Origin of the sequence: Kitasatospora sp. NPDC001547, assembly GCF_042894165.1 — a bacterium.
In the GTDB taxonomy this organism is placed as follows: Bacteria; Actinomycetota; Actinomycetes; order Streptomycetales; family Streptomycetaceae; genus Kitasatospora.
The window spans coordinates 21,201-44,995 of sequence record NZ_JBIAVL010000031.1; the positions used below are offsets into that span (position 1 = coordinate 21,201).

Annotated in this window: 19 protein-coding genes; 16 read left to right on the top strand and 3 right to left on the bottom strand. The window is 74.7% G+C overall.

The genetic code is table 11. The annotated features are described in order from the left end of the window. Window positions 1-117 precede the first annotated feature (117 nt). Window positions 118-1,560 carry an aldehyde dehydrogenase family protein gene (locus tag ACFY0X_RS33520; RefSeq protein ID WP_387760255.1) on the top strand — a complete coding sequence of 481 codons (1,443 nt, stop codon included), beginning with the start codon at window positions 118-120 and terminating at the stop codon, window positions 1,558-1,560. Window positions 1,561-1,690: 130 nt separating this feature from the next. Here the strand turns inward: ACFY0X_RS33520 and ACFY0X_RS33525 are convergent, their stop codons facing one another. Next, complete coding sequence (locus tag ACFY0X_RS33525; protein ID WP_387760256.1) at window positions 1,691-2,359, bottom strand: NAD(P)-binding oxidoreductase; 669 nt, start codon at window positions 2,357-2,359, stop codon at window positions 1,691-1,693. Between the two features lie 69 nt (window positions 2,360-2,428). Here ACFY0X_RS33525 and dxr point away from each other — a divergent pair, with 69 nt between their 5' ends. The 5 genes from dxr to ACFY0X_RS33550 all read left to right on the top strand — a co-directional run bounded on the left by dxr (window position 2,429) and on the right by ACFY0X_RS33550 (window position 8,140). Next, a complete protein-coding gene (dxr, locus tag ACFY0X_RS33530; RefSeq protein WP_387760258.1) occupies window positions 2,429-3,670 on the top strand; it encodes a 1-deoxy-D-xylulose-5-phosphate reductoisomerase in 1,242 nt (413 codons plus the stop codon). 80 nt (window positions 3,671-3,750) lie between these two features. Next, window positions 3,751-5,055, top strand: coding sequence for a M50 family metallopeptidase (locus ACFY0X_RS33535; RefSeq protein ID WP_387760260.1), 1,305 nt, complete (start codon window positions 3,751-3,753; stop codon window positions 5,053-5,055). 142 nt (window positions 5,056-5,197) lie between these two features. After that, the gene (gene ispG, locus ACFY0X_RS33540) at window positions 5,198-6,358 is read left to right on the top strand and encodes a flavodoxin-dependent (E)-4-hydroxy-3-methylbut-2-enyl-diphosphate synthase (protein ID WP_387760262.1); all 1,161 of its coding nucleotides are present in this window, start codon (window positions 5,198-5,200) and stop codon (window positions 6,356-6,358) included. A 205-nt stretch (window positions 6,359-6,563) separates the two neighbouring features. Beyond that, window positions 6,564-7,439, top strand: a complete 876-nt coding sequence (locus ACFY0X_RS33545) for a GNAT family N-acetyltransferase (protein ID WP_387760311.1) — start codon at window positions 6,564-6,566, stop codon at window positions 7,437-7,439. A gap of 113 nt (window positions 7,440-7,552) precedes the next feature. Then, window positions 7,553-8,140, top strand: coding sequence for a GNAT family N-acetyltransferase (locus ACFY0X_RS33550; RefSeq protein WP_387760264.1), 588 nt, complete (start codon window positions 7,553-7,555; stop codon window positions 8,138-8,140). Here the strand turns inward: ACFY0X_RS33550 and ACFY0X_RS33555 are convergent. Together ACFY0X_RS33555 and ACFY0X_RS33560 are read right to left on the bottom strand one after the other, a co-directional pair. Then, entirely contained in the window at window positions 8,137-9,054 is a 918-nt protein-coding gene (locus ACFY0X_RS33555) for an aminoglycoside phosphotransferase family protein (RefSeq protein WP_387760265.1), read from the bottom strand. The genes ACFY0X_RS33550 and ACFY0X_RS33555 overlap by 4 nt on opposite strands. Before the next feature lie 127 nt (window positions 9,055-9,181). Next, on the bottom strand, window positions 9,182-10,108 hold the full coding sequence (locus ACFY0X_RS33560) for a ferritin-like domain-containing protein (RefSeq protein WP_387760313.1): 927 nt from the start codon (window positions 10,106-10,108) through the stop codon (window positions 9,182-9,184). Window positions 10,109-10,389: 281 nt separating this feature from the next. Between ACFY0X_RS33560 and rimP the strand changes: the two genes are divergently transcribed. The 10 genes from rimP to ACFY0X_RS33610 all read left to right on the top strand — a co-directional run bounded on the left by rimP (window position 10,390) and on the right by ACFY0X_RS33610 (window position 23,703). Beyond that, window positions 10,390-10,926, top strand: coding sequence for a ribosome maturation factor RimP (gene rimP / locus ACFY0X_RS33565; RefSeq protein WP_387760267.1), 537 nt, complete (start codon window positions 10,390-10,392; stop codon window positions 10,924-10,926). 55 nt (window positions 10,927-10,981) lie between these two features. Further along, window positions 10,982-11,983 carry a transcription termination factor NusA gene (nusA, locus tag ACFY0X_RS33570; RefSeq protein WP_387760269.1) on the top strand — a complete coding sequence of 334 codons (1,002 nt, stop codon included), beginning with the start codon at window positions 10,982-10,984 and terminating at the stop codon, window positions 11,981-11,983. Window positions 11,984-12,058: 75 nt separating this feature from the next. Next, complete coding sequence (locus tag ACFY0X_RS33575; RefSeq protein ID WP_387760270.1) at window positions 12,059-12,352, top strand: YlxR family protein; 294 nt, start codon at window positions 12,059-12,061, stop codon at window positions 12,350-12,352. A 229-nt stretch (window positions 12,353-12,581) separates the two neighbouring features. After that, window positions 12,582-15,695: a translation initiation factor IF-2 gene (infB, locus tag ACFY0X_RS33580; protein ID WP_387760272.1), complete on the top strand. Its 3,114-nt coding sequence runs from the start codon at window positions 12,582-12,584 to the stop codon at window positions 15,693-15,695. A 151-nt stretch (window positions 15,696-15,846) separates the two neighbouring features. Continuing rightward, entirely contained in the window at window positions 15,847-16,143 is a 297-nt protein-coding gene (locus tag ACFY0X_RS33585) for a DUF503 domain-containing protein (protein WP_030311386.1), read from the top strand. Between the two features lie 153 nt (window positions 16,144-16,296). Beyond that, the gene (rbfA, locus tag ACFY0X_RS33590) at window positions 16,297-16,737 is read left to right on the top strand and encodes a 30S ribosome-binding factor RbfA (protein WP_207812580.1); all 441 of its coding nucleotides are present in this window, start codon (window positions 16,297-16,299) and stop codon (window positions 16,735-16,737) included. 2 nt (window positions 16,738-16,739) lie between these two features. Then, window positions 16,740-17,843: a bifunctional oligoribonuclease/PAP phosphatase NrnA gene (locus ACFY0X_RS33595; RefSeq protein WP_387760273.1), complete on the top strand. Its 1,104-nt coding sequence runs from the start codon at window positions 16,740-16,742 to the stop codon at window positions 17,841-17,843. Between the two features lie 35 nt (window positions 17,844-17,878). Next, complete coding sequence (truB, locus tag ACFY0X_RS33600) at window positions 17,879-18,808, top strand: tRNA pseudouridine(55) synthase TruB (RefSeq protein WP_387760274.1); 930 nt, start codon at window positions 17,879-17,881, stop codon at window positions 18,806-18,808. Between the two features lie 192 nt (window positions 18,809-19,000). Further along, the gene (locus tag ACFY0X_RS33605; RefSeq protein WP_387760275.1) at window positions 19,001-22,693 is read left to right on the top strand and encodes a serine protease; all 3,693 of its coding nucleotides are present in this window, start codon (window positions 19,001-19,003) and stop codon (window positions 22,691-22,693) included. 65 nt (window positions 22,694-22,758) lie between these two features. Then, a complete protein-coding gene (locus ACFY0X_RS33610; RefSeq protein WP_387760277.1) occupies window positions 22,759-23,703 on the top strand; it encodes a bifunctional riboflavin kinase/FAD synthetase in 945 nt (314 codons plus the stop codon). The last annotated feature ends 92 nt before the right edge of the window (window positions 23,704-23,795 follow it).

Here is a 23,795-nt window from a genome sequence, read left to right on the forward strand (position 1 = left end):
CCCGGAGTCGAACACTCCTGGTCGGCCAATCCGATCGGCGTGTCGACACCCCTACCCTCAAATCCGGGTCCCACGTCCGTGGGCCGTAGGACAGACGAGGAGAGGGCCGGTACCACGGTGACCACCACGTACGATTTCTGGCTCGCCGGCCGCCGGGCGAGCGGCGACGCCGACTTCGAGGTGCACAACAGCTGGGACGGCCGTCTGGTCGGCAAGGTGAGCATCCCGACCGAGGCCCAGGTCGAGGAGGCGCTGGACGCCGCCGTCGCGGCGCTGCCGGTGTTCGCCGCCACCCCGGCGCACCAGCGTGCCGGCGCCCTGGACCACGTGGCCAAGCGGCTGGCCGAGCGCACCGAGGAGCTCGCCCAGCTGGTCAGCGCCGAGAACGGCAAGCCGATCAAGTGGGCCCGCGGTGAGATCGGCCGCGCGGTGTCGGTCTTCCGCTGGGCCGCCGAGGAGGCGCGCCGCACCAACGGCGAGACCATGCGGCTGGACACCGACCCGGGCGGCGTGGGCCGTTTCGCGGTGGTGCGCCGCTTCCCGCGCGGTGTGGTGCTGGGGATCGCCCCGTTCAACTTCCCGCTGAACCTGGTCGCCCACAAGGTCGCCCCGGCGATCGCGGTCGGCGCCCCGATCATCCTGAAGCCGGCGCCGGCGACGCCGCTGTCGGCGATGGTGCTGGGCGAGATCCTGGCCGAGACCGACCTGCCGGTCGGCTCCTGGTCGATCCTGACCGTGCCGAACGACCGGATGCCGGCCCTGGTGCAGGACGAGCGCCTGCCGGTGATCTCCTTCACCGGTTCGGACAAGGTCGGCTACCAGATCATGGACTCGGTGCCGCGCAAGCACTGCACCCTGGAGCTCGGCGGCAACGCCGCGGCCGTGGTGCTCGCCGACTGGTCCTCGGAGGCCGACCTGGACTGGGCGGCCACCCGGATCGCGATGTTCGCCAACTACCAGGGCGGCCAGTCCTGCATCTCGGTGCAGCGGGTCATCGCCGACGCCTCGGTGTACGACGCGCTGGCGGAGAAGGTCGTCGCCAAGGTCAAGGCGCAGGTCACCGGTGACCCGAGCGACGACGCGACCGACGTCGGCCCGCTGATCGACGAGAACGCCGCGAAGCGCGTCGAGTCCTGGGTCGAGGACGCGGTCGCCAAGGGCGCCAAGGTGCTCGCCGGCGGTACCCGCGAGGGCGCGACCTACGCCCCGACCGTGCTGGCCGACCTGCCCGGGGACGCCATCCTGGCCAAGGCCGAGGTGTTCGGCCCGGTGCTGTCGCTGCACAAGGTGGACGGCGTGGACGAGGCCTTCGCGGCCGTCAACGACTCGGCGTTCGGCCTCCAGGCGGGCGTGTTCACCCACGACCTCCAGACCGCCTTCCGCGCCCACCGGGAGCTGGAGGTCGGCGGTGTGATCATCGGTGACGCGCCGTCCTACCGCGCCGACCAGATGCCGTACGGCGGCGTCAAGGACTCCGGTGTCGGCCGTGAGGGCGTCAAGTACGCGATGGACGACTACACCGTCGAGAAGGTCATGGTCCTGACCGGCCTCGACCTCTGAGCGGCACCGTAGTGACGCCGTAGCGGTGCCATGGCAGCGCTACGGCGGTAGCGGGAGGGCCCGGTTCACCGAACCGGGCCCTCCTCGCGTCCGAGCGCTCCCCGCACCCCCCACGCGCGCCCGCGCCGGTTCAGCCGTCGTGCCCGGCGGCCGCGGCGACCGCCTCCTCGACGGTGGCGTTCCCGGCGACCAGCTCCAGCGTCAGTCCGGCCGTGCCGGGTTCGTGCAGCAGTGCGGCCAGGACGGCGGCCACGTCGGCCCGGTCCACCGCGCCGCGGTCGACCGAGGGGGCCAGCCGGACCAGGCCGGTGCCGGGGCCGTCGGTGAGCCGCCCGGGGCGCAGCACCGTCCAGTCCAGAGCGGTCCGGGCGCGGACGGCGTCGTCGGCGGCGCCCTTGGCCCGCAGGTAGGTCTCGAAGACCTCGTCGGCGGGGTGGCGCGCCTCGGCGTCGGCGGCCATCGCCGAGACCATCAGGTACCGGCGGACCCCGGCGAGTTCGGCGGCGTCGGCGAGCAGGACGGCGGCGTCCCGGTCGACGGTGTTCTTGCGGGCGGCGCCGCTGCCCGGTCCGGCGCCGGCGGCGAAGACCACCGCGTCGGCACCGGTCAGCAGCCCGGCGAGCTGCGGGGCGGTGGCGGCCTCCAGGTCGAGCAGCAGCGGCTCGGCGCCGGCGTCGACGAGGTCCTGGGCCTGCTCGGGGCGGCGGATGATCCCGGCGGGCCGCTCGCCGCGGGCGGCGAGCAGCCGTTCCAGCTGGAGCGCGATCTGTCCGTGGCCCCCGGCGATGACGGTACGCATGGTTCCGACGGTAGTCCGAAGGGCCGGAGGTCGTCCTGGGGAGCGCCGCGAACAGGACACAATGGGCGCATGACTTCGCTCGCCCACCCGCAGCTGCGCTTCACGCCCACCGTGGCGGACCCCTCCGGCCCCCGGGAGCTGGTGATCCTGGGTTCCACCGGTTCGATCGGCACCCAGGCCGTCGACGTGGTGCTCCGCAACCCGGACCGCTTCCGGGTGGTCGCCCTGTCGGCGGCCGGCGGCCGGGTGGAGCTGCTCGCCGAGCAGGCGGTGCGGCTGGGCGTGCACACCGTGGCGGTGGCGGATCCGGCGGCCGAGCCGGCGCTGCGCGAGGCGCTGGCCGCGAAGGCGGCGGGCCGTCCGCTGCCGACCGTGCTGGTGGGCCCGGACGCGGCGACCGAGCTGGCCGCGCTGGAGTGCCACTCGGTGCTGAACGGCATCACCGGTTCGATCGGCCTGCGGCCGACGCTGGCCGCGCTGGCGGCGGGCCGGGTGCTGGTGCTGGCCAACAAGGAGTCGCTGATCGTCGGCGGTCCGCTGGTGAAGGCGGTGGCGAAGCCGGGCCAGATCGTGCCGGTGGACTCCGAGCACGCCGCGCTGTTCCAGGCGCTGGCCGGCGGCACCCGGGCGGAGGTGCGCAAGCTGGTGGTGACCGCCAGCGGCGGCCCGTTCCGCGACCGCACCCGTGCGCAGCTGGCCGGGGTGACCCCGCAGGACGCGCTGGCGCACCCGACCTGGGCGATGGGCCCGGTCGTCACGATCAACTCGGCCACCCTGGTGAACAAGGGCCTGGAGGTGATCGAGGCGCACCTGCTGTACGACGTGCCGTTCGACCGGATCGAGGTCGTGGTCCATCCGCAGTCGGTGGTGCACTCGATGGTCGAGTTCACCGACGGTTCGACCCTGGCCCAGGCCAGCCCGCCGGACATGCGGATGCCGATCGCGCTGGGCCTGGGCTGGCCGGACCGGGTGTCGGACGCCGCCCCCGCCTGCGACTGGACCAAGGCCGCCACCTGGGAGTTCTTCCCGCTGGACGACGAGGCCTTCCCGGCGGTCGAGCTGGCCCGCGAGGTGGGCACCCTGGGCGGCACCAACCCGGCGGTCTTCAACGCGGCCAACGAGGAGTGCGTGGAGGCGTTCCTGAAGGGCCGTCTCGCCTTCACCGGAATCGTGGACACTGTTGCCAAGGTCGTGGCCGAGCACGGCGGGCGGGACGGCGGTCCGGCGTCGGGAACTTCCCTGACGGTGGAGGACGTCCTGCACGCGGAGGACTGGGCGCGCGCCCGGGCCCGCGAGCTGGCGGCCGGTTGACCACCGGGCGACGGCCGGGCGACGGCCATGATTGCGGTAGGACGAGACGATGAGCGGAGCGGCATGACGGAGGACCAGCGGTGGCAACGGTTTTGACGGTGGTCGGCATCCTGGTCTTCGTCATCGGGCTGCTGATCTCGATCGCCTGGCACGAGCTCGGCCACCTCTCCACGGCCAAGCTGTTCGGCATCCGGGTGCCGCAGTACATGGTCGGCTTCGGCCCGACCCTCTGGTCGCGCCGGAAGGGCGAGACCGAGTACGGCATCAAGGCGATCCCGTTCGGCGGGTACATCCGGATGATCGGGATGTTCCCGCCGGGCGATGACGGCCGGATCACCAAGCGCAGCAGTTCGCCCTGGCGCACCATGATCGAGGACGCCCGCGAGGCCTCCTACGAGGAGCTCCAGGAGGGTGACGAGAGCCGGCTCTTCTACACCCGCAAGCCGTGGAAGCGCATGATCGTCATGTTCGCCGGGCCGTTCATGAACCTGGTCCTGGCGTTCGGGCTCTTCCTGACCGTCATGATGGGCTTCGGCGTCCAGATGAGCGTGCCGACGGTCAAGACCGTCGCCCAGTGCGTGGTCAAGGCGGGGCAGCCGACCGACAGCTGCCCGGAGGGCGCCCCGCAGACGCCGGCCGCCCAGGCCGGGCTGAAGGCGGGCGACCGGATCCTCTCCTTCGACGGCGACCGGATCCGCACCTACGACCAGCTCCAGGAGGACATCCGCAGGTCGGCCGGCCGGACGGTGCCGGTGGTGGTCGAGCGGGACGGGCAGCAGCAGACCCTCACCCCGACCATCGCGGTCAACGACGTCCAGAAGTACGACGGCGACAACGTCCCGCTCAAGGGCCAGACCGTCCAGGCCGGGTTCCTCGGATTCACTCCGGCGAGTGGTGTGGTCCAGCTCGGTTTCGGGCAGTCGCTCGACCGGATGTACGACATGGCCGAGAACGGGGTGAAGTCGCTGATCGCCCTGCCCGGCAAGATCCCCGGGCTGTGGAACGCGGTCGTCGGCGACGCCCCGCGCGACCCGGACTCGCCGATCGGCATGGTCGGCGCCGCCCGGGTCAGCGGCGAGGTCATCTCGCTCGACATCCCGGCCACCCAGCGGATCGCGGTCTTCGTGAACCTGCTCGCCGGGATCAACCTGTCGCTCTTCCTCTTCAACATGCTGCCGCTGCTCCCGCTGGACGGCGGGCACATCGCCGGCGCCGCCTGGGAGGCGGTCCGCCGCCGCTTCGCACAACTGTTCCGGCGGCCCGACCCGGGCCCGTTCGACGTCGCCAGGCTGATGCCGGTGGCGTACGTGGTGGCCAGCGTCTTCATCGGCTTCACACTGCTGGTGATGGTCGCCGACCTGGTGAACCCGGTGAAGATCGGCTAGGACGTTCGGGTACGGCGGGTGTGCTGGGCGCCGTTGCGGTGCCGTACCGTGGAGGCCGGGTGCGCGATCACAGCGCGCCCGGCCTCGGCCGTGTCACGGCCGGGCGGTCGACCACACCTCAACCCCGGGGAACCCTGCGCACATGACCGCGATCTCGCTCGGTATTCCGTCCCTGCCGCTCAAGCCGCTGGCCAAGCGCCGTTACTCCCGGCAGATCATGGTCGGCAACGTGCCGGTCGGCGGCGACGCCCCGGTCTCGGTGCAGTCGATGACCACCACCGTGACCTCGGACATCAACGCCACCCTCCAGCAGATCGCCCAGCTCACCGCGTCCGGCTGCCAGATCGTCCGGGTCGCCGTGCCCTCGCAGGACGACGCCGACGCGCTGCCGATCATCGCCAAGAAGTCGCAGATCCCGGTCATCGCGGACATCCACTTCCAGCCGAAGTACGTCTTCGCGGCGATCGACGCCGGCTGTGCGGCGGTGCGCGTGAACCCGGGCAACATCAAGGCCTTCGACGACAAGGTCGGCGAGATCGCCAAGGCCGCCAAGGACGCGGGCGTGCCGATCCGGATCGGCGTCAACGCCGGCTCGCTGGACAAGCGCCTGATGGAGAAGTACGGCCGGGCCACCCCGGAGGCGCTGGTCGAGTCGGCGCTGTGGGAGTGCTCGCTGTTCGAGGAGCACGACTTCCGCGACATCAAGATCTCGGTCAAGCACAACGACCCGGTCGTGATGATCAACGCCTACCGCCAGCTCGCCGCCGCGTGCGACTACCCGCTGCACCTCGGCGTGACCGAGGCCGGGCCGGCCTTCCAGGGCACCATCAAGTCGGCGGTCGCCTTCGGCGCGCTGCTGGCCGAGGGCATCGGCGACACCATCCGGGTCTCGCTCTCCGCCCCGCCGGCCGAGGAGATCAAGGTCGGCAACCAGATCCTGGAGTCGCTCGGGCTGCGCGAGCGCGGCCTGGAGATCGTCTCCTGCCCGTCCTGCGGGCGCGCCCAGGTGGACGTCTACAAGCTCGCGGAGGAGGTCACCGCCGGGCTGGAGGGCATGGAGGTGCCGCTGCGGGTGGCCGTCATGGGCTGCGTCGTGAACGGTCCGGGCGAGGCCCGCGAGGCCGACCTCGGGGTCGCCTCCGGCAACGGCAAGGGTCAGATCTTCGTCAAGGGCGAGGTCATCAAGACCGTCCCGGAGTCGAAGATCGTCGAGACCCTGATCGAGGAGGCGCTCAAGCTCGCCGAGCAGATGCAGGAGGCGGGCGTCGAGGCGGGCTCGCCTACCGTGGTCGCGGGGGAGTGACCGGTCGCGGGGAGCGAACCCCCGCGTAGCGTGTTCCGACAGCCGTGGGTTGTCCTGACCGTGCGGAACACCCGCGCGGTGATTTCCGGAAGCGGGGCCGTCCGTTCGCGGACGGCCCCGCGGCCGTAGCCGGGTGGGGCCACGGAGTAGGGTGCGGCCAGAGTCGTCTCAGTGAGGTGCTGTCTCGATGCTCGATCGAGGTGTGATGCTCCCGAGCTCCTTCCAGGCCGCCCGGGCCCTGGCCACCACCCGCGTGCTGGAGCCGCCGGACCTCCCGGGCGCCCTGGAGATCCTCCACCGCGACCCGGTCGCCAACGCGTTCGTCGCGACCAGGGTCGAGGCCGTCGGGCTGGACCCGTGGCGGCTCGGCGGGGAGCTGTGGGGCTGGTACGACGCGGACGGGGTGCTGGACGCGCTCTGCTACGCCGGGGCGAACCTGGTCCTGGTCAACGCCGGGCCGGTGGCGGTCGCGGCGTTCGCCGAGCGGGCCCGCCGGCAGGGACGGCGCTGCTCCTCGATCGTCGGGCCGGCGGCGGCCACCGCGGCCTTCTGGGCGCTGCTGGAGCGCAGTTGGGGGCCGGCCCGGGAAGTGCGGGCGCACCAGCCGCTGTTGGCGACCTCGGCGCCGTCGGCGGAGATCGCGCCGGACCCGCTGGTGCGCAGGGTGCGGCGGGACGAGGTCGAGGCGCTGATGCCGGCGTGCGTGGCGATGTTCACCGAGGAGGTGGGGGTGTCGCCGCTGGCGGGGGACGGCGGGCTGCTCTACCAGGCCCGGGTGGCCGAACTCGTCTCCACCGGGCGGTCGTTCGCGCGGTTCGACGAGGACGGGCAGGTCGTCTTCAAGGCGGAGATCGGGGCGGTGACGGAAGGGGCCTGCCAGATCCAGGGGGTCTGGGTCGCTCCGGAGCACCGGGGGCGGGGGCTCTCCGAGACGGGGATGGCGGCGGTCCTGGACGTCGCGTTGCGGGAGGTGGCGCCGGTGGTGTCGCTGTACGTCAACGACTTCAACCTGCGGGCCCGGGCCGCGTACCGGCGGGTGGGCTTCCAGGAGGTCGGGGCGTTCATGAGCGTGCTGTTCTGAGCGTGCTGCCGCAGCGGGTCGCGGCGCTGTTCCGCGCGGGTCCGGCAAGCTGCGCGAAGCGCTGTTGGGATCTTCGGCCGCGCCGCGGGGCCGCTGGTAGTAACGTCCGGAGCATGGATCAGCTGACCGGGGTGACGATCGAGGCCATCGACCTTGCGGCCTGGGCGCCGCAGGCGCTGGAGGTCCAGGCGGTGGCGTTCGGGCTGACGCCCGAGGAGGTCGCGGTGCGGCTGCACATCGTGGGGCGGCACGCCCAGCAGCCGGGGGTGATCGCGTTCGGGGCGATGAGCGGCGGGCGGCTGGTCGGGTTCGGGTACGGGATGCCCAACCAGCGGGAGCACTGGTGGAGCACGGTGATCGAGCCCTACCTGGCCGCGGAGGGGCACGGGGACTGGCTGGACGGGGTGTTCGCCGTCACCGAGCTGCACGTGCTGCCGCAGTTCCAGGGGCAGGGGGTCGGTTCGCGGCTCATCCGGACGCTGTGCGAGCGGTCGGGACTAGACCGGAGCATCCTGTCGGCGATCGACGCGGAGACGCCGGCGCGGCGGCTGTACCGGGGGCTGGGGTACCGGGACCTGGCGCGGGCGGTGCGGTTTCCGGCGACGGACCGGCTGTACGCGGTGATGGGGGCCCGGCTGCCCCTGCGGGGGGCCGGGGCCTGGAGCGCGCCTGCGGGCGAGGGCCAAGGGGCTTCGGGCTAGAGGGAGTTCGCGAACTCGAGGTACAGCTCGGCGTCCTCGCGGCGGTCGGTGCCGAGGGCCCGGAGGGCGAGGTCGACGGCGCGGAAGAGGGTCCAGCCGCGGAGGCGGTCCTGGTCGACCTCCAGGGCCTCGGAGAGCCGGCCCAGCCGGCGGCGGACGGCGGCGGGGGCGCCGGGGGACCCGAGCAGGGTGTCGGCGCGGTCCAGAGCCAGGCGGGCCAGGTCGTAGGCGCGTTCGCCGGCGAGCGGGCGCGGGTCGATGGCCAGCCAGGGGGCGCGGTCGGCGGCCAGGACGTTGCCGTGGTGGAAGTCGCCGTGCAGCAGGAAGGACTCGGTGGCGGAGCCGGCCAGGTCGCGGGCGGTGTCCAGGGCCTCGGCGACCAGGTGCCGCGCTTCGGCGGCCGCCGGGTGGGAGCGTTCCGCGAGGCGGGCGGTGGTGGCGATCCGCTGGGCGGGGGCCGGGAAGGAGTGGCCCTCGGGGAGCTCCGTCCAGAGGCGGTGCAGCAGGCTGGTGGCCTCCAGCATGGCCTTGGGCTCGGCGAGGGAGCGCAGCGGGATCTCGCCGTGGAGGCGTTCGAGCAGCAGGACGCCCTCGGCGGGGACGGCGTCGAGGAGCAGGACGGCGCCCCGGCCCGCCCAGTGGGCGAGGGCGGTGTGCTCGTGGGCGGTCTCGGGGGTGGGCAGGCCGATCTTGAGGACGGCGGGGGAGAGGTCGTCGCGTTGGACGTACGCGACGAGGCTCAGGCTGCCGCCGGGGTCGAGGACCCGTTCCAGGGTGAGGTTCCAGGCGGCGAGGCGGGTGGCGGCCCGGGCGGGGAGGGTGGCCAGCCACCGGCGGGCGACGTCGCCGTGGGTGGCGGTGACGGTGTTCGTCAGCCGGCTGGGAACGGTGATGGTGGGTTCGGCTTCCGACATGGGTCCATTGTCGGGGTTTGGGGCGGGGCGGGCGTGCGGGCTTCGCCCCGCGCGTCCGCCGGGGTCAGGCGGTGCGGGCCCGCCGTCAGCCGGCGCGGCCCTGCGGTCAGCCGGCGAGGGCCCGGGGTCAGCCGGGGAGGCCCGGGAAGGGAGTGGCCGGAGCGCCCCAGCGGTGGGCCCGGAGGGCGGCTTCGCGCAGGGCGGTGGCGGCGGAGGGGCGGTAAGGGGCGGGGAGCGCGGTGACCAGGTCGGCGTAGGCGGTGGTCAGTCGGGTCTCCAGGTGGACGGCGAGCTTCGCGGCGTCGGCGGGCGAGGCGACCGGGAACGGGAGCTGGTAGCCGCCGGCGGCGGGGGTGGGGGCGGCGGTGGAGGAGGTGAGGAGGCGCTGCCAGGCGTCGCGTTGGGCCTGGTGGGCGGCGTGGGTGGAGCGGGCGTCGGCGCGCTGGGGGTCGTCGGGGAGGTGGGCGCCGACCACGCCGTAGCCGTAGACGGCGGCGTGTTCGGCGCCGAGGGCGGTCTGCAGGGCGGGGACGGCGGCGGTCCTGGCGGCCGGGGTGGCCTCGGTGCGGCCGTCGGGCGTCCTGACGGGGGTCGGGTCGCCGAGGGCCGCGGCGTGCAGGGCGTTGGAGGCGGAGACGGCGGCGAGCAGCCGGGCGAGGGGCGGGCTGACCTCGTCGAGGCCGTTGAGGCGGGACTCGGCGGTCCGGCGCTCCATCAGGGCCAGCTCGGGGAGGGTGGGCAGGGAGCGGACCGGGGTGCCGGTGGGCGAGGGGCTCGCCGTCGGCAGGCCCTGGGCGAGGGCGGCGCGGTGCTGGGCGGTGTCGTCGCGCAGGGGCTGGAGGATGGCGGTCTGGGCGCCCGGGACGGTGAGCAGGTTGTCGTAGGCGCCGAGCAGCAGGTCGGTGTCGGCGATCGCGCGGAGCCGGGCGGGGGCGTCCGGGTCGCGGGTCGGGGCGGGGCCGGCCGGGCGGGCGCCGCGGGGGTCGGCGGTGCAGGCGGTGAGGGCGGTGAGCAGTCCGAGGGCCAGGAAGGTCCGTCGGCTGGGCGGCTGCATCGGGGTCACTCCGGGCGGGTACGGGAGGACGGCCTCCCCGCTGCCCTCGTTGGCGTGAATGATTACAGAATCCCCACGTTCCCGGGCCCGGTTCGGGGATGCCGTGCCGGGTGTGAGCTTGCTCGCAGTGGGTGGCGTGCGGGCGGTGGGCGGCGGTCCGGAATCGGTGGTTGGGGGCCTGACCGGATAGGCTTTGGGCCGAGCTGCCGTGATCCGGTGTGGCACCGGGGGCGCGGGGCGACCTTCTGACAACAGCAGACGCGGCCGAGGAGTCCACCCGGATGAGCACCACCCACACCGACTGGCTGCGAGCGTTGCTGGAGCCGCTGGCCGAGCAGGCCGGCCTGGACCTGGAGGACGTCAGGGTCACCAGGGCGGGCAGCCGCCGACAGGTGCAGATCGACGTCGACACCGACGGCGGTGTGGACATGGACGCCATCGCCGAGTTCAGCCGGGTGGTCGGTGCGGCCCTGGACGAGTCGGACCTGATGGGGGACGACGCGTACCTGCTGGAGGTCGGCTCGCCGGGTGCGGAGCGTCCGCTGGTCCTGCCCCGGCACTGGCAGCGCGCCGAGGGCCGGCTGGCCAGGATCCACCTGGTGGACGGCGGGGAGATCGTCGCCCGGGTGCTGGAGGCGGACGAGGACGGCGCCCTGGTCGAGGTGCAGCCGGTGAAGGGCCGCGGCCGCCCGAAGGAGCGCCGTCTGGCGTACGCGGAGGTCGACCGGGCGCGCGTCCAGGTCGAGTTCAACCGCAAGGACGACGAGCTCTTGGACGAGGCCGCGGACTTCGACGAGGGGGAGGACGGCGCCGAGTGACCCCCGGGTGCCGTACGACCATGACGAACGTGACGAAAGACGAGGAGGCGTAGCCGTGGACATCGACATGAGTGCCCTGCGCACGCTGGTCAACGAGAAGAACATCCCCTTCGACCTGCTGGTCGAGTCCATCGAGTCCGCCCTCCTCACCGCGTACCACCGCACCGAGGGCTCGCGCCGCCGGGCCCGGGTGCACCTGGACCGCAAGAGCGGCCACGTCACCGTGTGGGCCATGGAGGACCCGGCGGAGCTGGAGGAGGGCGTCGAGCCGAAGGAGTTCGACGACACCCCGAACGGCTTCGGCCGGATCGCGTCCAGCATCGGCATCCAGGTGATGATGCAGCGCCTGCGCGACGCCGCCGACGACCAGACCTTCGGCGAGTACGCGGGCAAGGAGGGCGACATCGTCACCGGTGTCGTCCAGCAGGGCAACGACCCGAAGAACGTGCTGGTCGACATCGGCAAGCTGGAGGCCATCCTGCCGCCGCAGGAGCAGGTCCCGGGCGAGGACTACCGGCACGGCACCCGGCTGAAGTGCTACGTGGTGGCCGTGCGCCGGGGTGTGCGCGGCGCTTCGGTGACGCTGTCGCGCACCCACCCGAGCCTGGTGAAGAAGCTGTTCGCGCTGGAGGTCCCGGAGATCGCGGACGGCAGCGTGGAGATCGCGGCGATCGCCCGTGAGGCCGGCCACCGCACCAAGATCGCGGTCTGGTCGCGCCGCCAGGGCCTGAACGCCAAGGGCGCCTGCATCGGCCCGATGGGCTCCCGGGTGCGCGCGGTGATGGGCGAGCTGCACGGCGAGAAGATCGACATCGTCGACTGGTCGGAGGACCCGCGGGAGATGGTGGCCGCCGCCCTGTCCCCCGCACGGGTGACCAGCGTGGAGATCGTGGACGCCGCCCAGCGCTCCGCCCGGGTGATCGTGCCGGACTACCAGCTGTCGCTGGCGATCGGCAAGGAGGGGCAGAACGCCCGCCTGGCCGCGCGTCTGACCGGTTGGCGGATCGACATCCGGCCGGACACCGAGGGCCAGTCCGAGGAATCGCAGGCCCGGTAATCAGTGTTGTCGTGGGTGTCCCCGTCGGCCCTCCGGGATCGACGGGCGGCGCCATGTCGCCTCGGAGGGGTAGACTTGCCTTCGTCTGGCCGGACGCATGTCCGAGCACGCCCGGAGCGCACCTGCGTGGGCTGCCGCAAGCGCGCGGCCAAGCACCAGCTGTTGCGTGTCACGGCGGTCGAGGGCGAGTGCGTCCCTGATCCCCGTGGCGCACTCCCGGGCCGGGGCGCTCACCTGCACCCCGATCCGGCCTGCCTCGACCTCGCGGTCCGCCGTCGGGCGTTCCCCCGGGCCTTCCGGCTCCAGGGCACGCTCGACACCGAGCGGCTCCGCGGGTTCATCGGGGAGCGGGCGGGTGAAGCCCCCTAGCAGGGCCGCCTCCCGCGACGGCCGCCGCTCGCGCGGCGGAGAACTACCGCAACAAGCACGGCGTTCGGGCAGCCGCGCGCCGTGCCACCAGTCAGGTACCTCGCGATGTGGAAGTAGGTCGAGATTGCGATGAGCACTCGATGAGTACGCGATGAGTACGCGATGGGTACGCCCATGAAGTAGCGACAGTCCGGCGGACGAGACCCCCGGACTCATAGACAGGAGTGAAGTGGCTAAGGTCCGGGTTTATGAACTCGCCAAGGAGCTTGGCTTGGAGAGCAAGGCCGTCATGGCCAAGCTCACCGAGCTCGGTGAGTTCGTTCGTTCGGCGTCCTCGACGATCGAGGCGCCGGTCGTGCGCAAGTTGACTGACGCGCTTGGTGTGGCCCCCACTGGTGGCTCCGCTGCCAAGCCGGGCCCGCGGAAGACCGCGGCGCCCTCCCCCGCCGCCGGCTCGGGTGCCCCGAAGCCGGGGGCTCCGACTCCGGGTCCGCGCCCCGCCGCGGCGCCTGGTCCCCGTCCGACCCCGGCTGCCGCCGCGCCTTCCGCGCCGGCCGCCCCCGCCGCCCCGAAGCCGGGCGCGCCGACCCCGGGCCCGCGCCCGGCCGCGCGTCCCGCCGCCCAGGCGGCCCCGGCCGCGCCCGCGGCCGAGTTCTCCTCGCCGGCTCCGGCCGGCGACGCCCCGCGTCCGTCCACCCAGGCCCCGCGCCCGGGTGGCCAGGCCTCCGGCGGCGCCCGTCCGGGCCCGCGTCCGGCCGGCCCGCGTCCGGGCAACAACCCGTTCACCTCGGGTAGCGCCACCGGCATGGGCCGTCCCGGCGACCGCCGTCAGGGCGGTCAGGGCGGTGCCCCGCGTCCGGGCGGTGCCCAGGGCGGCGGCGCTCCGCGTCCGGGCGGCGACCGTCCGCGTCCCGCCGGTGCCCCGGGTGCCGGTGCCCCGCGTCCCGGTGGCGACCGTCCGCGTCCCGCCGGTGCCCCGGGTGCCGGTGCGCCGCGTCCCGGTGGCGACCGTCCGCGTCCCGCCGGTGCCCCGGGTGCCGGTGCCCCCCGTCCGGGTGGTGCCCCGCGTCCCGACGGCATGCCCCGTCCGGCCGCGCCGCGTCCCGGCGGTCCGACCCCGTCCGGCATGCCGCGCCCGAACCCGGGCATGATGCCGCAGCGTCCGGCCGGCCCGCGTCCGGGTCCGGGTGGCCGTGGTCCGGGTGGCCCCGGCGGCCGTCCGGGTGGTCCGGGTGCCGGTGGCGCCCGTCCCGGCTTCCAGGGTCGTCCGGCCGGTCCGGGCTCGCGTCCGGCCGGTGGCGGCGGCTTCGGCGGCCCGCGTCCCGGTGGCGGTGCCCCCGGTGGTGGCGGCGGCTTCGGCCCGCGTCCCGGCGGCTTCGGCGGTCGTCCCGGCGGCCCGGGTGCCCGTGGTGGTACGCAGGGCGCCTTCGGTCGTGGCCCGGGCGGTCGCCCGGCGCGCGGCCGCAAGTCGAAGCGGGCGAAGCGCCAGGAGTACGAGGCCATGCAGGCCCCGTCCGTCGGCGGTGTGATGCTGCCTCGCGGCAACGGCCAGACCGTTCGCCTGTCGAGCGGCGCCTCGCTGATGGACTTCGCGGAGAAGATCAACGCCAACCCGGCCGCGCTCGTCTCCGTCATGTTCAACCTCGGTGAGATGGTCACCGCGACCCAGTCGGTCTCCGACGCGACCCTCGAGCTGCTGGCCGGCGAGATGGGCTTCCAGCTGGAGATCGTCAGCCGGGACGACGAGGACCGCGAGCTGCTGGAGTCGTTCGACATCGACTTCGGTGCCAACGAGGGCGACGAGGACCAGCTGGCCCCGCGCCCGCCGGTCGTCACCGTCATGGGTCACGTCGACCACGGTAAGACCCGACTGCTGGACGCGATCCGCAAGTCCAACGTGGTGGCCGGCGAGGCCGGTGGCATCACCCAGCACATCGGTGCCTACCAGGTCGTCACCGAGGTGAACGGCGAGCAGCGCCCGATCACCTTCCTCGACACCCCGGGTCACGAGGCGTTCTCCGCCATGCGTGCCCGTGGTGCCAAGTCCACCGACATCGCGATCCTGGTGGTCGCGGCCAACGACGGTGTCATGCCGCAGACGGTCGAGGCGCTGAACCACGCCAAGGCCGCCGGTGTGCCGATCGTGGTCGCCGTCAACAAGATCGACGTCGAGGGCGCCGACCCGACCAAGGTCCGCGGTCAGCTGACCGAGTTCGGCCTGGTGGCCGAGGAGTACGGCGGCGACACCATGTTCGTCGACATCTCCGCGCGCCAGGGCCTGCACATCGACCAGCTGCTGGAGGCCGTGGTCCTGACCGCGGACGCCTCGCTGGACCTGCGGGCCAACCCCGAGCAGGACGCGCAGGGTATCGCCATCGAGGCGCACCTGGACAAGGGCCGCGGCGCCATGGCGACCGTGCTCGTGCAGCGCGGTACCCTCCGCGTCGGCGACTCGATCGTCGTGGGCGACGCCTACGGCCGCGTCCGCGCGATGCTGGACGAGAACGGCAACAACCTCTCCGAGGCCGGCCCGTCCCGTCCGGTGCTGCTGCTCGGTCTGACCTCGGTGCCCCGCGCCGGCGACAGCTTCATCGTCGTCGACGAGGACCGCACCGCCCGTCAGATCGCCGAGAAGCGCTCGGCCCGCGACCGCAACGCCGCCTTCGCGCAGCGTCGGGTCCGGGTGTCCCTGGAGGACCTGGACAAGGCCATCGCCGCCGGCTCCATCGAGCAGCTCAACCTCATCATCAAGGGTGACGTCTCCGGTTCGGTCGAGGCCCTCGAGGACGCCCTCGTCAAGCTGGACGTGGGCGAGGAGGTCGAGCTCCGGGTCCTGCACCGCGGTGTGGGTGCCATCACCGAGTCCGACGTGGACCTGGCGATGGGCTCGGACGCCATCATCATCGGCTTCAACGTGCGCGCCGAAGGCCGTGCGCGTACCGCGGCCGAGAAGGAAGGCGTGGACGTCCGGTACTACTCGGTCATCTACCAGGCGATCGAGGAGATCGAGAACGCCCTCAAGGGCATGCTCAAGCCGGAGTACGAGGAGGTGCGCCTCGGCGCCGCGGAGATCCGCGAGGTCTTCCGCTCCTCCAAGTTCGGCAACATCGCCGGTGTCCTGGTCCGCGACGGCATCATCCGCCGCAACGCCAAGGCCCGCCTGCTGCGCGACGGCAAGGTCGTGGCGGAGAACCTCTCCATCGAGGGTCTGCGCCGCTTCAAGGACGACGCGACCGAGGTCCGCGAGGGCTTCGAGGCCGGTGTCACCCTGGGGTCGTTCAACGACATCAAGGTCGACGACATCATCGAGACCTACGAGATGCGCGAGAAGCCGCGCGCCTAGTCGGTGTCAGCCGGGGCCGGTCGACGGGTGGTATTTCCGTCGACCGGCCCCGGTCTCGCTGTGTAGGGTCCGGGAGTAGTCAGACACAACGGCGTCAGCCCGGTTCCGGGCTGCTCCCCGAGGCCTTCCAGGTCGGCGAGACCTGTCCATCATGTTCGTGGGAACACTCACCTTCGACCTGCTGCTGGGCGACGTCCACTCGCTCAAGGAGAAGCGTTCGATCGTGCGGCCCATCGTGGCCGAACTGCAGCGCAAGTACAGCGTGTGCGCTGCCGAGACCGGGAACCAGGACCTGCACCGCCGGGCCGAGATCGGCCTCGCGGTGGTGGCCGGCGAAGCCGGGTACGTCACCGAGGTCCTGGACAGCTGTGAGCGGTTGGTCGCCGGCCGCCCCGAGGTGCAGCTCCTCTCCGCGAGGAGGCGGTACCACAACGACGACGACGAATGAGGACCGTGGAGCCGGCCGACGGAAGTCGCCGTTCTCACACGGATCAGGACCGAGAGCGCCCGCAAGGCCGGGCGCGGGCCGGTACTTTGGGGCGTGGGCCCCGACGGGTGCGCAGCTCGCCCGGGTACCGGGCCCACTGCACGAGGAGGCAACGTGACCGACACCGCAAGGGCGCGCAAGCTCGCCGACCGCATCCAGGTGGTCGTCGCCCAGACCCTGGAACGGCGGATCAAGGACCCCCGGCTGGGGTTCGTGACCATCACCGACACCCGGGTGACCGGAGACCTGCGCGAGGCCACCGTCTTCTACACCGTCTTCGGTGACGAGACCGAGCGCGAGGCCACCGCGGCCGCGCTGGAGAGCGCCAAGGGCGTGATCCGCTCCGAGGTCGGCAAGATCGGGGTGCGCTTCACCCCGACGCTGACCTTCGTCGCGGACGCGCTGCCGGACAACGCCCGGAACATCGACGACCTGCTCGACCGGGCCCGCACCTCGGACGCCGCCGTGCGCACCCAGGCCGCGGGGGCGAGCTACGCCGGCGACGCGGACCCGTACCGGGTTCCGGCGTCCGAGCGTGACGACGAGGACGAGTAGTCATGGCGGGTGAGCCGGCGCGGGCCGCCTCGCGAGCCGGATCGACCACGGGGGCGTCCTCCACCAGCACGGTGGAGGGTGCCCTCGCGGCGCTCCCGGCCCCGCGCAGCGAGGAGAGCGGGTTCGAGCTGGTCTGGCAGCGGGTGGTGGCGGAGATCGGGCGGGCCCGTTCGATCGACCTGATCTGCCACATCTGCCCGGACGGCGACGCCTTGGGCTCCTCGCTGGCGGCCGCGCTGGCGCTTCGCGCGCTCGGCAAGCAGGTGCGGGTGTCCTTCGGCGACGACCCGCAGATCGTCCCGGAGTCGCTGGCCTTCCTGCCCGGCCAGGAGCTGATCGTGCCGGCCGCCGAGGTGCCGGACCGGCCCGAGCTGGTGCTCTGCTTCGACGTGGCCGCGGAGAGCCGGCTCGGCCTGCTGCACGACAAGGCCTTCGCCGCGCCCGTGCTGGTGGTGTTCGACCACCACGCCTCCAACCCGGGCTTCGGCACCCACCAGTTGATCGACCCGAGCGCGCCGGCCACCGCGGTGCTGGTCGACGAACTGCTGCGCCGGCTCGGCGTCGAGCTCGACCAGGAGCTGGCCACCTGCCTCTACACCGGTGTCGCCACCGACACCGGGTCGTTCAAGTACCGGGCCACCACGCCCGCCACCCATGAGCTGGCGGGCCGGCTGCTGGCCACCGGCATCCGGCACGACCTGATCTCCCGGCAGCTGTGGGACACCTCCTCGTTCGGTTACCTCAAGGTGCTCGCGGGCGCGCTCGACCGGGCCGTCTACGAGCCGGAGGCGGCGGACGGGCTGGGCCTGGTGTGGACCTGGGTGCCGTACCAGGACCTCGCGCTGTTCAGCGTCACGGTCGAGGAGATCGAGGGACTGATCGACGTCCTGCGCCGCCCGGCCGAGGCCGAGGTGGCGCTGGTGCTCAAGCAGGATCCGGACGGCACGCTGCGCGGCTCCTCGCGGTCCAAGGGCGCGGTGGACGTCGCCGCGGCCTGCGCCGAGCTGGGCGGCGGGGGGCACGTCTTCGCGGCCGGATTCAGCGTCCGCGAGGAGGTGGCCGCGGTGGTCGAGCGGTTCCGGGGTGCCCTGCGCCCGGTACGTTGATCGTCTCTGCTGATGTTGTTGAGAGAAAGAACCCGATGAAGCGCAAAGGCACCGGCCCGGACGGCCTGGTGATCGTCGACAAGCCCGAGGGCATCACCTCGCACGGGGTCGTCGCCAAGCTGCGGTGGCTGGCCGGGACCCGGAAGGTCGGGCACGCCGGCACCCTGGACCCGATGGCCACCGGCGTGCTGGTGATCGGCGTCGAGCGGGCCACCCGGCTGCTCGGCCACCTGATGCTCACCGCCAAGACCTACGAGGCGACCATCCGGCTCGGCCAGACCACCGTCACCGACGACCGCGAGGGCGAGGTCACCTCCTCGGCCCCGGCCGACGCCGTCACCCGGGAGGCCGTCGACGCCGGGATCGCGGCGCTCACCGGCGAGATCATGCAGGTGCCGTCCAAGGTCAGCGCGATCAAGATCGACGGCAAGCGCTCGTACGCGCGGGTGCGCGAGGGCGAGGAGTTCGAGCTCGCCGCCCGGCCGACCACGATCCACTCCTTCACCGTGCACGGGCAGCGCGCGGCGGTCGCCGAGGACGGCACGCCGGTGCTCGACCTGGACGTCACCGTCGAGTGCTCCTCCGGCACCTACATCCGGGCGCTGGCCCGGGACCTGGGCGCCTCACTGGGCGTCGGCGGGCACCTGACCGCGCTGCGCCGCACCAAGGTCGGGCCGTACGGGGTGGAGTCGGCGCACACCCTGGAGCAGCTGGAGGCCGCGGTCACCGGCGAGTCCCCGGAGGGGCTGCAGGTGCTGCCGATCGGGCAGGCCGCGGCGGCCGCCTTCCCGCGCTGGGACCTGGACGAGGCCTCGGCGCAGAAGCTGTCGCACGGCTCCCGGCTGAAGGCGCCCGGGATGGGCGTGGACGGGCCGATCGCGGTGTTCGGGCCGGACGGGCGCTTCCTCGCGCTGGTCGAGGAGAAGGGCGGGCAGGCGAAGCCGGTCGCGGTCTTCGTCGGCTGACGGCCCCGCCGCTGTCCGGAGCCCCCGTCGGGAGTCATCCCGACGGGGGCTCCGCCGTTCCCGGAACCGTTTCACCCGTGCGAGGGAGCGCGCGCAGTGAACGCCCGTGGTGAGCGGCGCGGGCGCGGTCGGGGCGCCGCCCCGGCGGGCAGGTTCCCGGCGGCGGGCGAGCGACGGCCGAAGGGGCGCGAGATGCCGGGGTTTCCGGAGGGCGATCCGGGGCGGTACCTGCTGCGGATCCGCGACCTCGACGGGCGGCTGCACGGCCTGGGCTTCGTCGCCGACCCGCAGGGGGCCGTGCTGACGGCCCACGAGAGCGTCGCCGGGCTGGACCGGATCGTCCTGCACACCCCCGGCGGGCGGAGCACGGTGCTCGGCCCGGACGCCGTGCTGCCGCTGCCCGGGCAGGGGCTCGCGCTGCTGCGCACCGGGGCGGCCGACGGGCTGCCGGTGCCCCCGCTGCCGCTGGCCGCCGTCCCGGCCGGGCCGGAGGTGCTGGTGCCCGCGCTGGCCGCGGAGGACGAGCGGGTGGTCGCGCTGCGCTGCGGGCTGCTCGGGGTCACCGGCGCGGCGTACGGCGGGCACCGGCTGGGCGGGGTGCTGCTGCTGGACGTGCCGGTGGTCGGCGGGGTCACGGTGCCGGCCGGCTCGCCGGTGCTGGACGCCCGCAGCGGGGCGGTGGTCGCGCTGGCCGCGCCCGCCGTGCGCGGGCCCTGGCACGACGGGGCGCTGCCGGCCGTGGCGGTGGGGGCCGCGGCGGCCGGAACGGGCCCCGCGGACGGGACGCAGGCCGCCGAGGCGCTGGTCGGGCTGCCGGCGCGCAACGCGGCGGCGGTGCCCGGCCACGGCCCGGCGCTCGACCTGGCCGCGGTGCTGCGGCTGGCCGCCGCCCAGGTGACGGCCGCCGGCGCCGGACCGGGCCGGGTGGCCCGGCTGGCCGCCGACCGGGTGGACCGGCCGGACGGCCTGACCGGGGAGGAGCCGGCCGCGACCGTCACCGTGCTGGTCGGCGCCCCCGGCAGCGGGCGCACCACCGAACTGGCCGCGCTGGCCGTCCGTCGGCACGGCGGTGCCCGGCCGCTGCCCACCCTCTGGCTGCGCGGCGCCGACCTGCGCGCCGGGGACCGCTCGCTCGCCGAGCCGGTGGAGCGGGCACTGGCCGCCGCGGCGGCCGGCCTCGGCACCCCGGCGCCCGCGGCCGGACCGGTGGCGGCGCTGTGCGCGGCGGCCGGCCGTCCGCTGCTGGTGGTCCTGGACGGCCCCGAGGAGGCCCCGCTGCCGGTGGACGCGCGCTGGCTGCGCGGTGCCGGCCAGTGGCTGACCGGCTGCGGGGCCCGGCTGGTGACCGCCTGCGGGGAGGAGCTCTGGGAGCGGCTCGCGGCCGAGACCTGGGGCGGCGGCGCCCCTGGCCCGCGCCGGACGGCGGAGCCGCACCCGGACGGCGACCTGAGCAGCGCGCCCACCGTGCGGATGGACGGCCGCGGCCCGGGCGGGCCGAGCCTGGCCGGGCACCGGCTCGGCCCGCTGCCCCCCGAGGCGGCCGAGCGGGTGTGCCGCCGGTACGGGCTGCCCCCGGGGCGCCCGGTCGCCGCCGAGGACGCCCGGCACCCGCTGGCCGTCCGGCTGGCCGGGGAGCTGTGGGCGGAGGGGCTGTGGGCCGGGGGGCCGCACGACGGGCAGGTGCGCCGGGGCGACCTGTTCGAGGCCTTCTTGGACCTGCGCTGCCTGCGGGTGGCCCAGCGACTGGAGGACGCCCGGCCGCGCCGGCCCGGTGCCCACCGGAGGGGCGCGGCGCGGCCGGGCGGGCCCGAGCACCGGCGGGTGCGCCGGCTCGCGGCGGCGGTCGCCGGGCGGGTGCACGAGGCGGCCCGGCGGATGCTCGGCGGCCCGTCGGGCGGCGGGCTGGACCGGACGGTCTTCGAGGAGCTGTTTCCGGCCGGGGGCGGCTGGGCCGCGGCGGTGCTCGCCGAGGGCCTGTTCGTCCCGGCCGGGCCCGGATTCCGCTTCGCGCACGGGGAGTTCGCGGACTGGCTGCAGGGCCGGCACCTGGACCTGGACGCGGCGCTGCGGCAGCTGCTCGGCGAGGCCGAGGACACCCCGCCCCGGCCCGCCGACGAGGTCGAGGAGCCGGGCGGCCATCGGGCGGGGGAGCCGGGCGGCGACCGGGCGGGGGAGCCGGCCGCCGGAGCGAACGCCGTCGCCCGGCACCGGGTCGGCCCGGTCGCCGCCGCGCTGCGCCGGGTGGCCGAGACCTGTGGCGCCGGCGCCCTGGACCCGTGGCTGCACCGGATCCGGCGCGCCCTGGACCTGCGCCCGCCGGGCAGCGAACCCGCCTGGTGGGCGGCCCGGCTGCTCGCCGCGGGCCTCACCGCCAGCCCGGACCCGGCCGAACACCTGGCGCTGCTCGACCAGTTGGCCGACCGGATCGCCGAACGGGCCGGCGCGGCGGGCGCGGTGGCGCTTCCGGCGGTCGGGCTCGGCCGCTTCGGCCCGGCCTTCTGGACCGGCCTGGGCCTGCCCGTCGAGGCCGAACTCGCCCTGCTGCGCCGCCTGGTGGTCGCCGACGGCCCGGGGCAGCGCTTCCTCGCCGTGGTGGCCGAGCGGCTGCGCGCCGACCCCGTCGCGGTCTTCCCGCTGCTCTGCGCCTGGTTCGAGGACCCGCGCGGCCTGCCGGGCCGCCCCGGACGCACCGTGGCCGGCCTCGCCCACGACCTGCTGTACGCCCACCGGCGGCTCGCCCTGGACGAGTTGGCCGACGCGCTGGCCGCCGCCGCGCACCCGGCGGCGGACGCGCTGCTCACCGTGCTCGCCGCCGAGGAGCCGTCCGCGCTCTGCCGGGCGGTGGACCGCTGGAGCCACGACCGGCGGCCCGAACGGCACGTCGCGGCCGCCGTGCACGCGCTGCGGACCGCCCCGTACGCCTCCGGGGCCGGGGCCGAGCTGCTGCGGTACACCGCGCTGACGCTGCTCGCCCGCGAGGACGAGCCCGGTCTGCACGGGGCCGCGCTGGCGCTGCTGGTCGCGGATCCGGCGACCAGGGCCGAGCATCTGCCGGCCGCGCTCGCCCGGCTCCGGGCGGGCGGCGACGCCTTCCTCACCCCCCGGGCGCTCGCCCCGGCCCTGGAGAGCGACCCGGAGGCCGTCCTGGCCGCGCTCGCCGACCGGTCGGCCGCCGCCGGCGCGGCCCCCGCCGAGACGCTGCGGGTGCTCGCCGACGCCACCGCCCCGGTGGCCGTCCGGCGGGGCGCCGAGCTGGCCGCCCGGCTGCTGCGCGGCCACCCGGTGCCGGCCGGTCCGGTCGCCGTCGACTACCTCGGCCGCCGGCTGGGACGCGCCGCCGGCGTCCACCCGGCCGACCGGACGGAGCTGCGGGCGCTGCTCGACGCCGCGCTGGCCACCCGCAGCGCGGCCGTCCGGCGGCCGTTCGCCGAGGTGCTGTCCGTCCCGGTGGCCGACCCGGCGGCGGACGCGCTGCGCTGCGAGCTGCTGGACGCCCTGCTCGCCGCCGAGGCCGACCCAGTGGTGCTGACCGCCGTGGTGGAGCGGCTGGCCGAGCACTGCGCGGCCGAGAACCCGGCCCGGGCCCGGGCGGTGCTGGCCCGGGCCACCCCGGGCCTGCCGGACGCGGACGAGCTGCTGGTGCGCTGCGCCGGGCGGTCGGCGGCCTTCGCCCGGCTGCTCGCCCGGTGGCCGTCCGGGGCCGGGCCGACCGCTCCGGACGGCCCCCGGCCGGCCCGGATGCGGGCCCTGGCGGCGGCCGGACGGGATCCGCGGTACGCCGCCGCCGAGGCTGATCGGACGGTGTCAGGGCTGCCCGCGGGGGCCTCGGTGCGCTCAACCCGCATTCCGGTGCCTGAGCCGGGGCAGGCGCATGGCACGCTATAGGGGTTCGGGTTTTGAGCGTTTGAGCGTACAGAGGGTACGCGCCGTACGGAACAAGGAGCGGTCAGGTGCAGCGCTGGCGTGGCCTGGAGGAGATCCCCGGTGACTGGGGACGCAGCGTCGTCACCATCGGCTCGTTCGACGGGGTGCACCGCGGGCATCAGCTGATCATCGGGCGGGCGGTCGAGCGGGCCCGCGAACTCGGCATCCCGTCGGTCGTGGTGACCTTCGACCCGCACCCGCGCGAGGTCATCCGCCCGGGAAGCCACCCGCCGCTGCTCGCGCCGCACCCGCGCCGCGCCGAGCTGATCGCGGAGCTGGGCGTGGACGCGGTGCTGGTGCTGCCGTTCACCACCGAGTTCTCCAAGGAGTCCCCGGAGACCTTCGTGCGGCAGGTGCTGGTGGACGCGCTGCACGCGCGGGTCGTCATCGAGGGCCCCAACTTCCGCTTCGGGCACCGGGCCGCGGGGGACGTCGCGCTGCTCGGCGAGCTGGGCCGGGCGGACGACTTCGAGGTCGAGGTCGTCGACCTCCAGGTGTGCGGCACGGCCGGGGACGGCCAGCCGTTCTCCTCCAGCCTGACCCGCCGGCTGGTGGAGACCGGGGACATGGCCGGCGCCAACGAGGTGCTGGGCCGCCCGCACCGGGTCGAGGGCGTGGTGGTGCGCGGCGCGCAGCGCGGCCGCGAGCTGGGCTACCCGACCGCCAACGTCGAGACCGTGCCGCACAGCGCGGTCCCGGCCGACGGCGTGTACGCGGGCTGGCTGACCGCGGACGGCGAGCGGATGCCGGCGGCGATCTCGGTCGGCACCAACCCGACCTTCGACGGCACCGCCCGCACCGTGGAGGCGTACGCCATCGACCGGGTCGGCCTGGACCTGTACGGGCTGCACGTGGCCGTGGACTTCCTGGCCTACCTGCGCGGGATGGAGAAGTTCGACTCCATCGACGCGCTGCTGGACCGGATGGCCGACGACGTCAAGCGGGCCCGCGAGCTGACCGACGGGGTCTGACCGACGGCGTCTGAGCGACCGGGTCCGACCGGCGGCGGCCGACCGACGGGTTCCGGGCGCCGGGACGACGGAAGGGGCCCACCGACACCAGG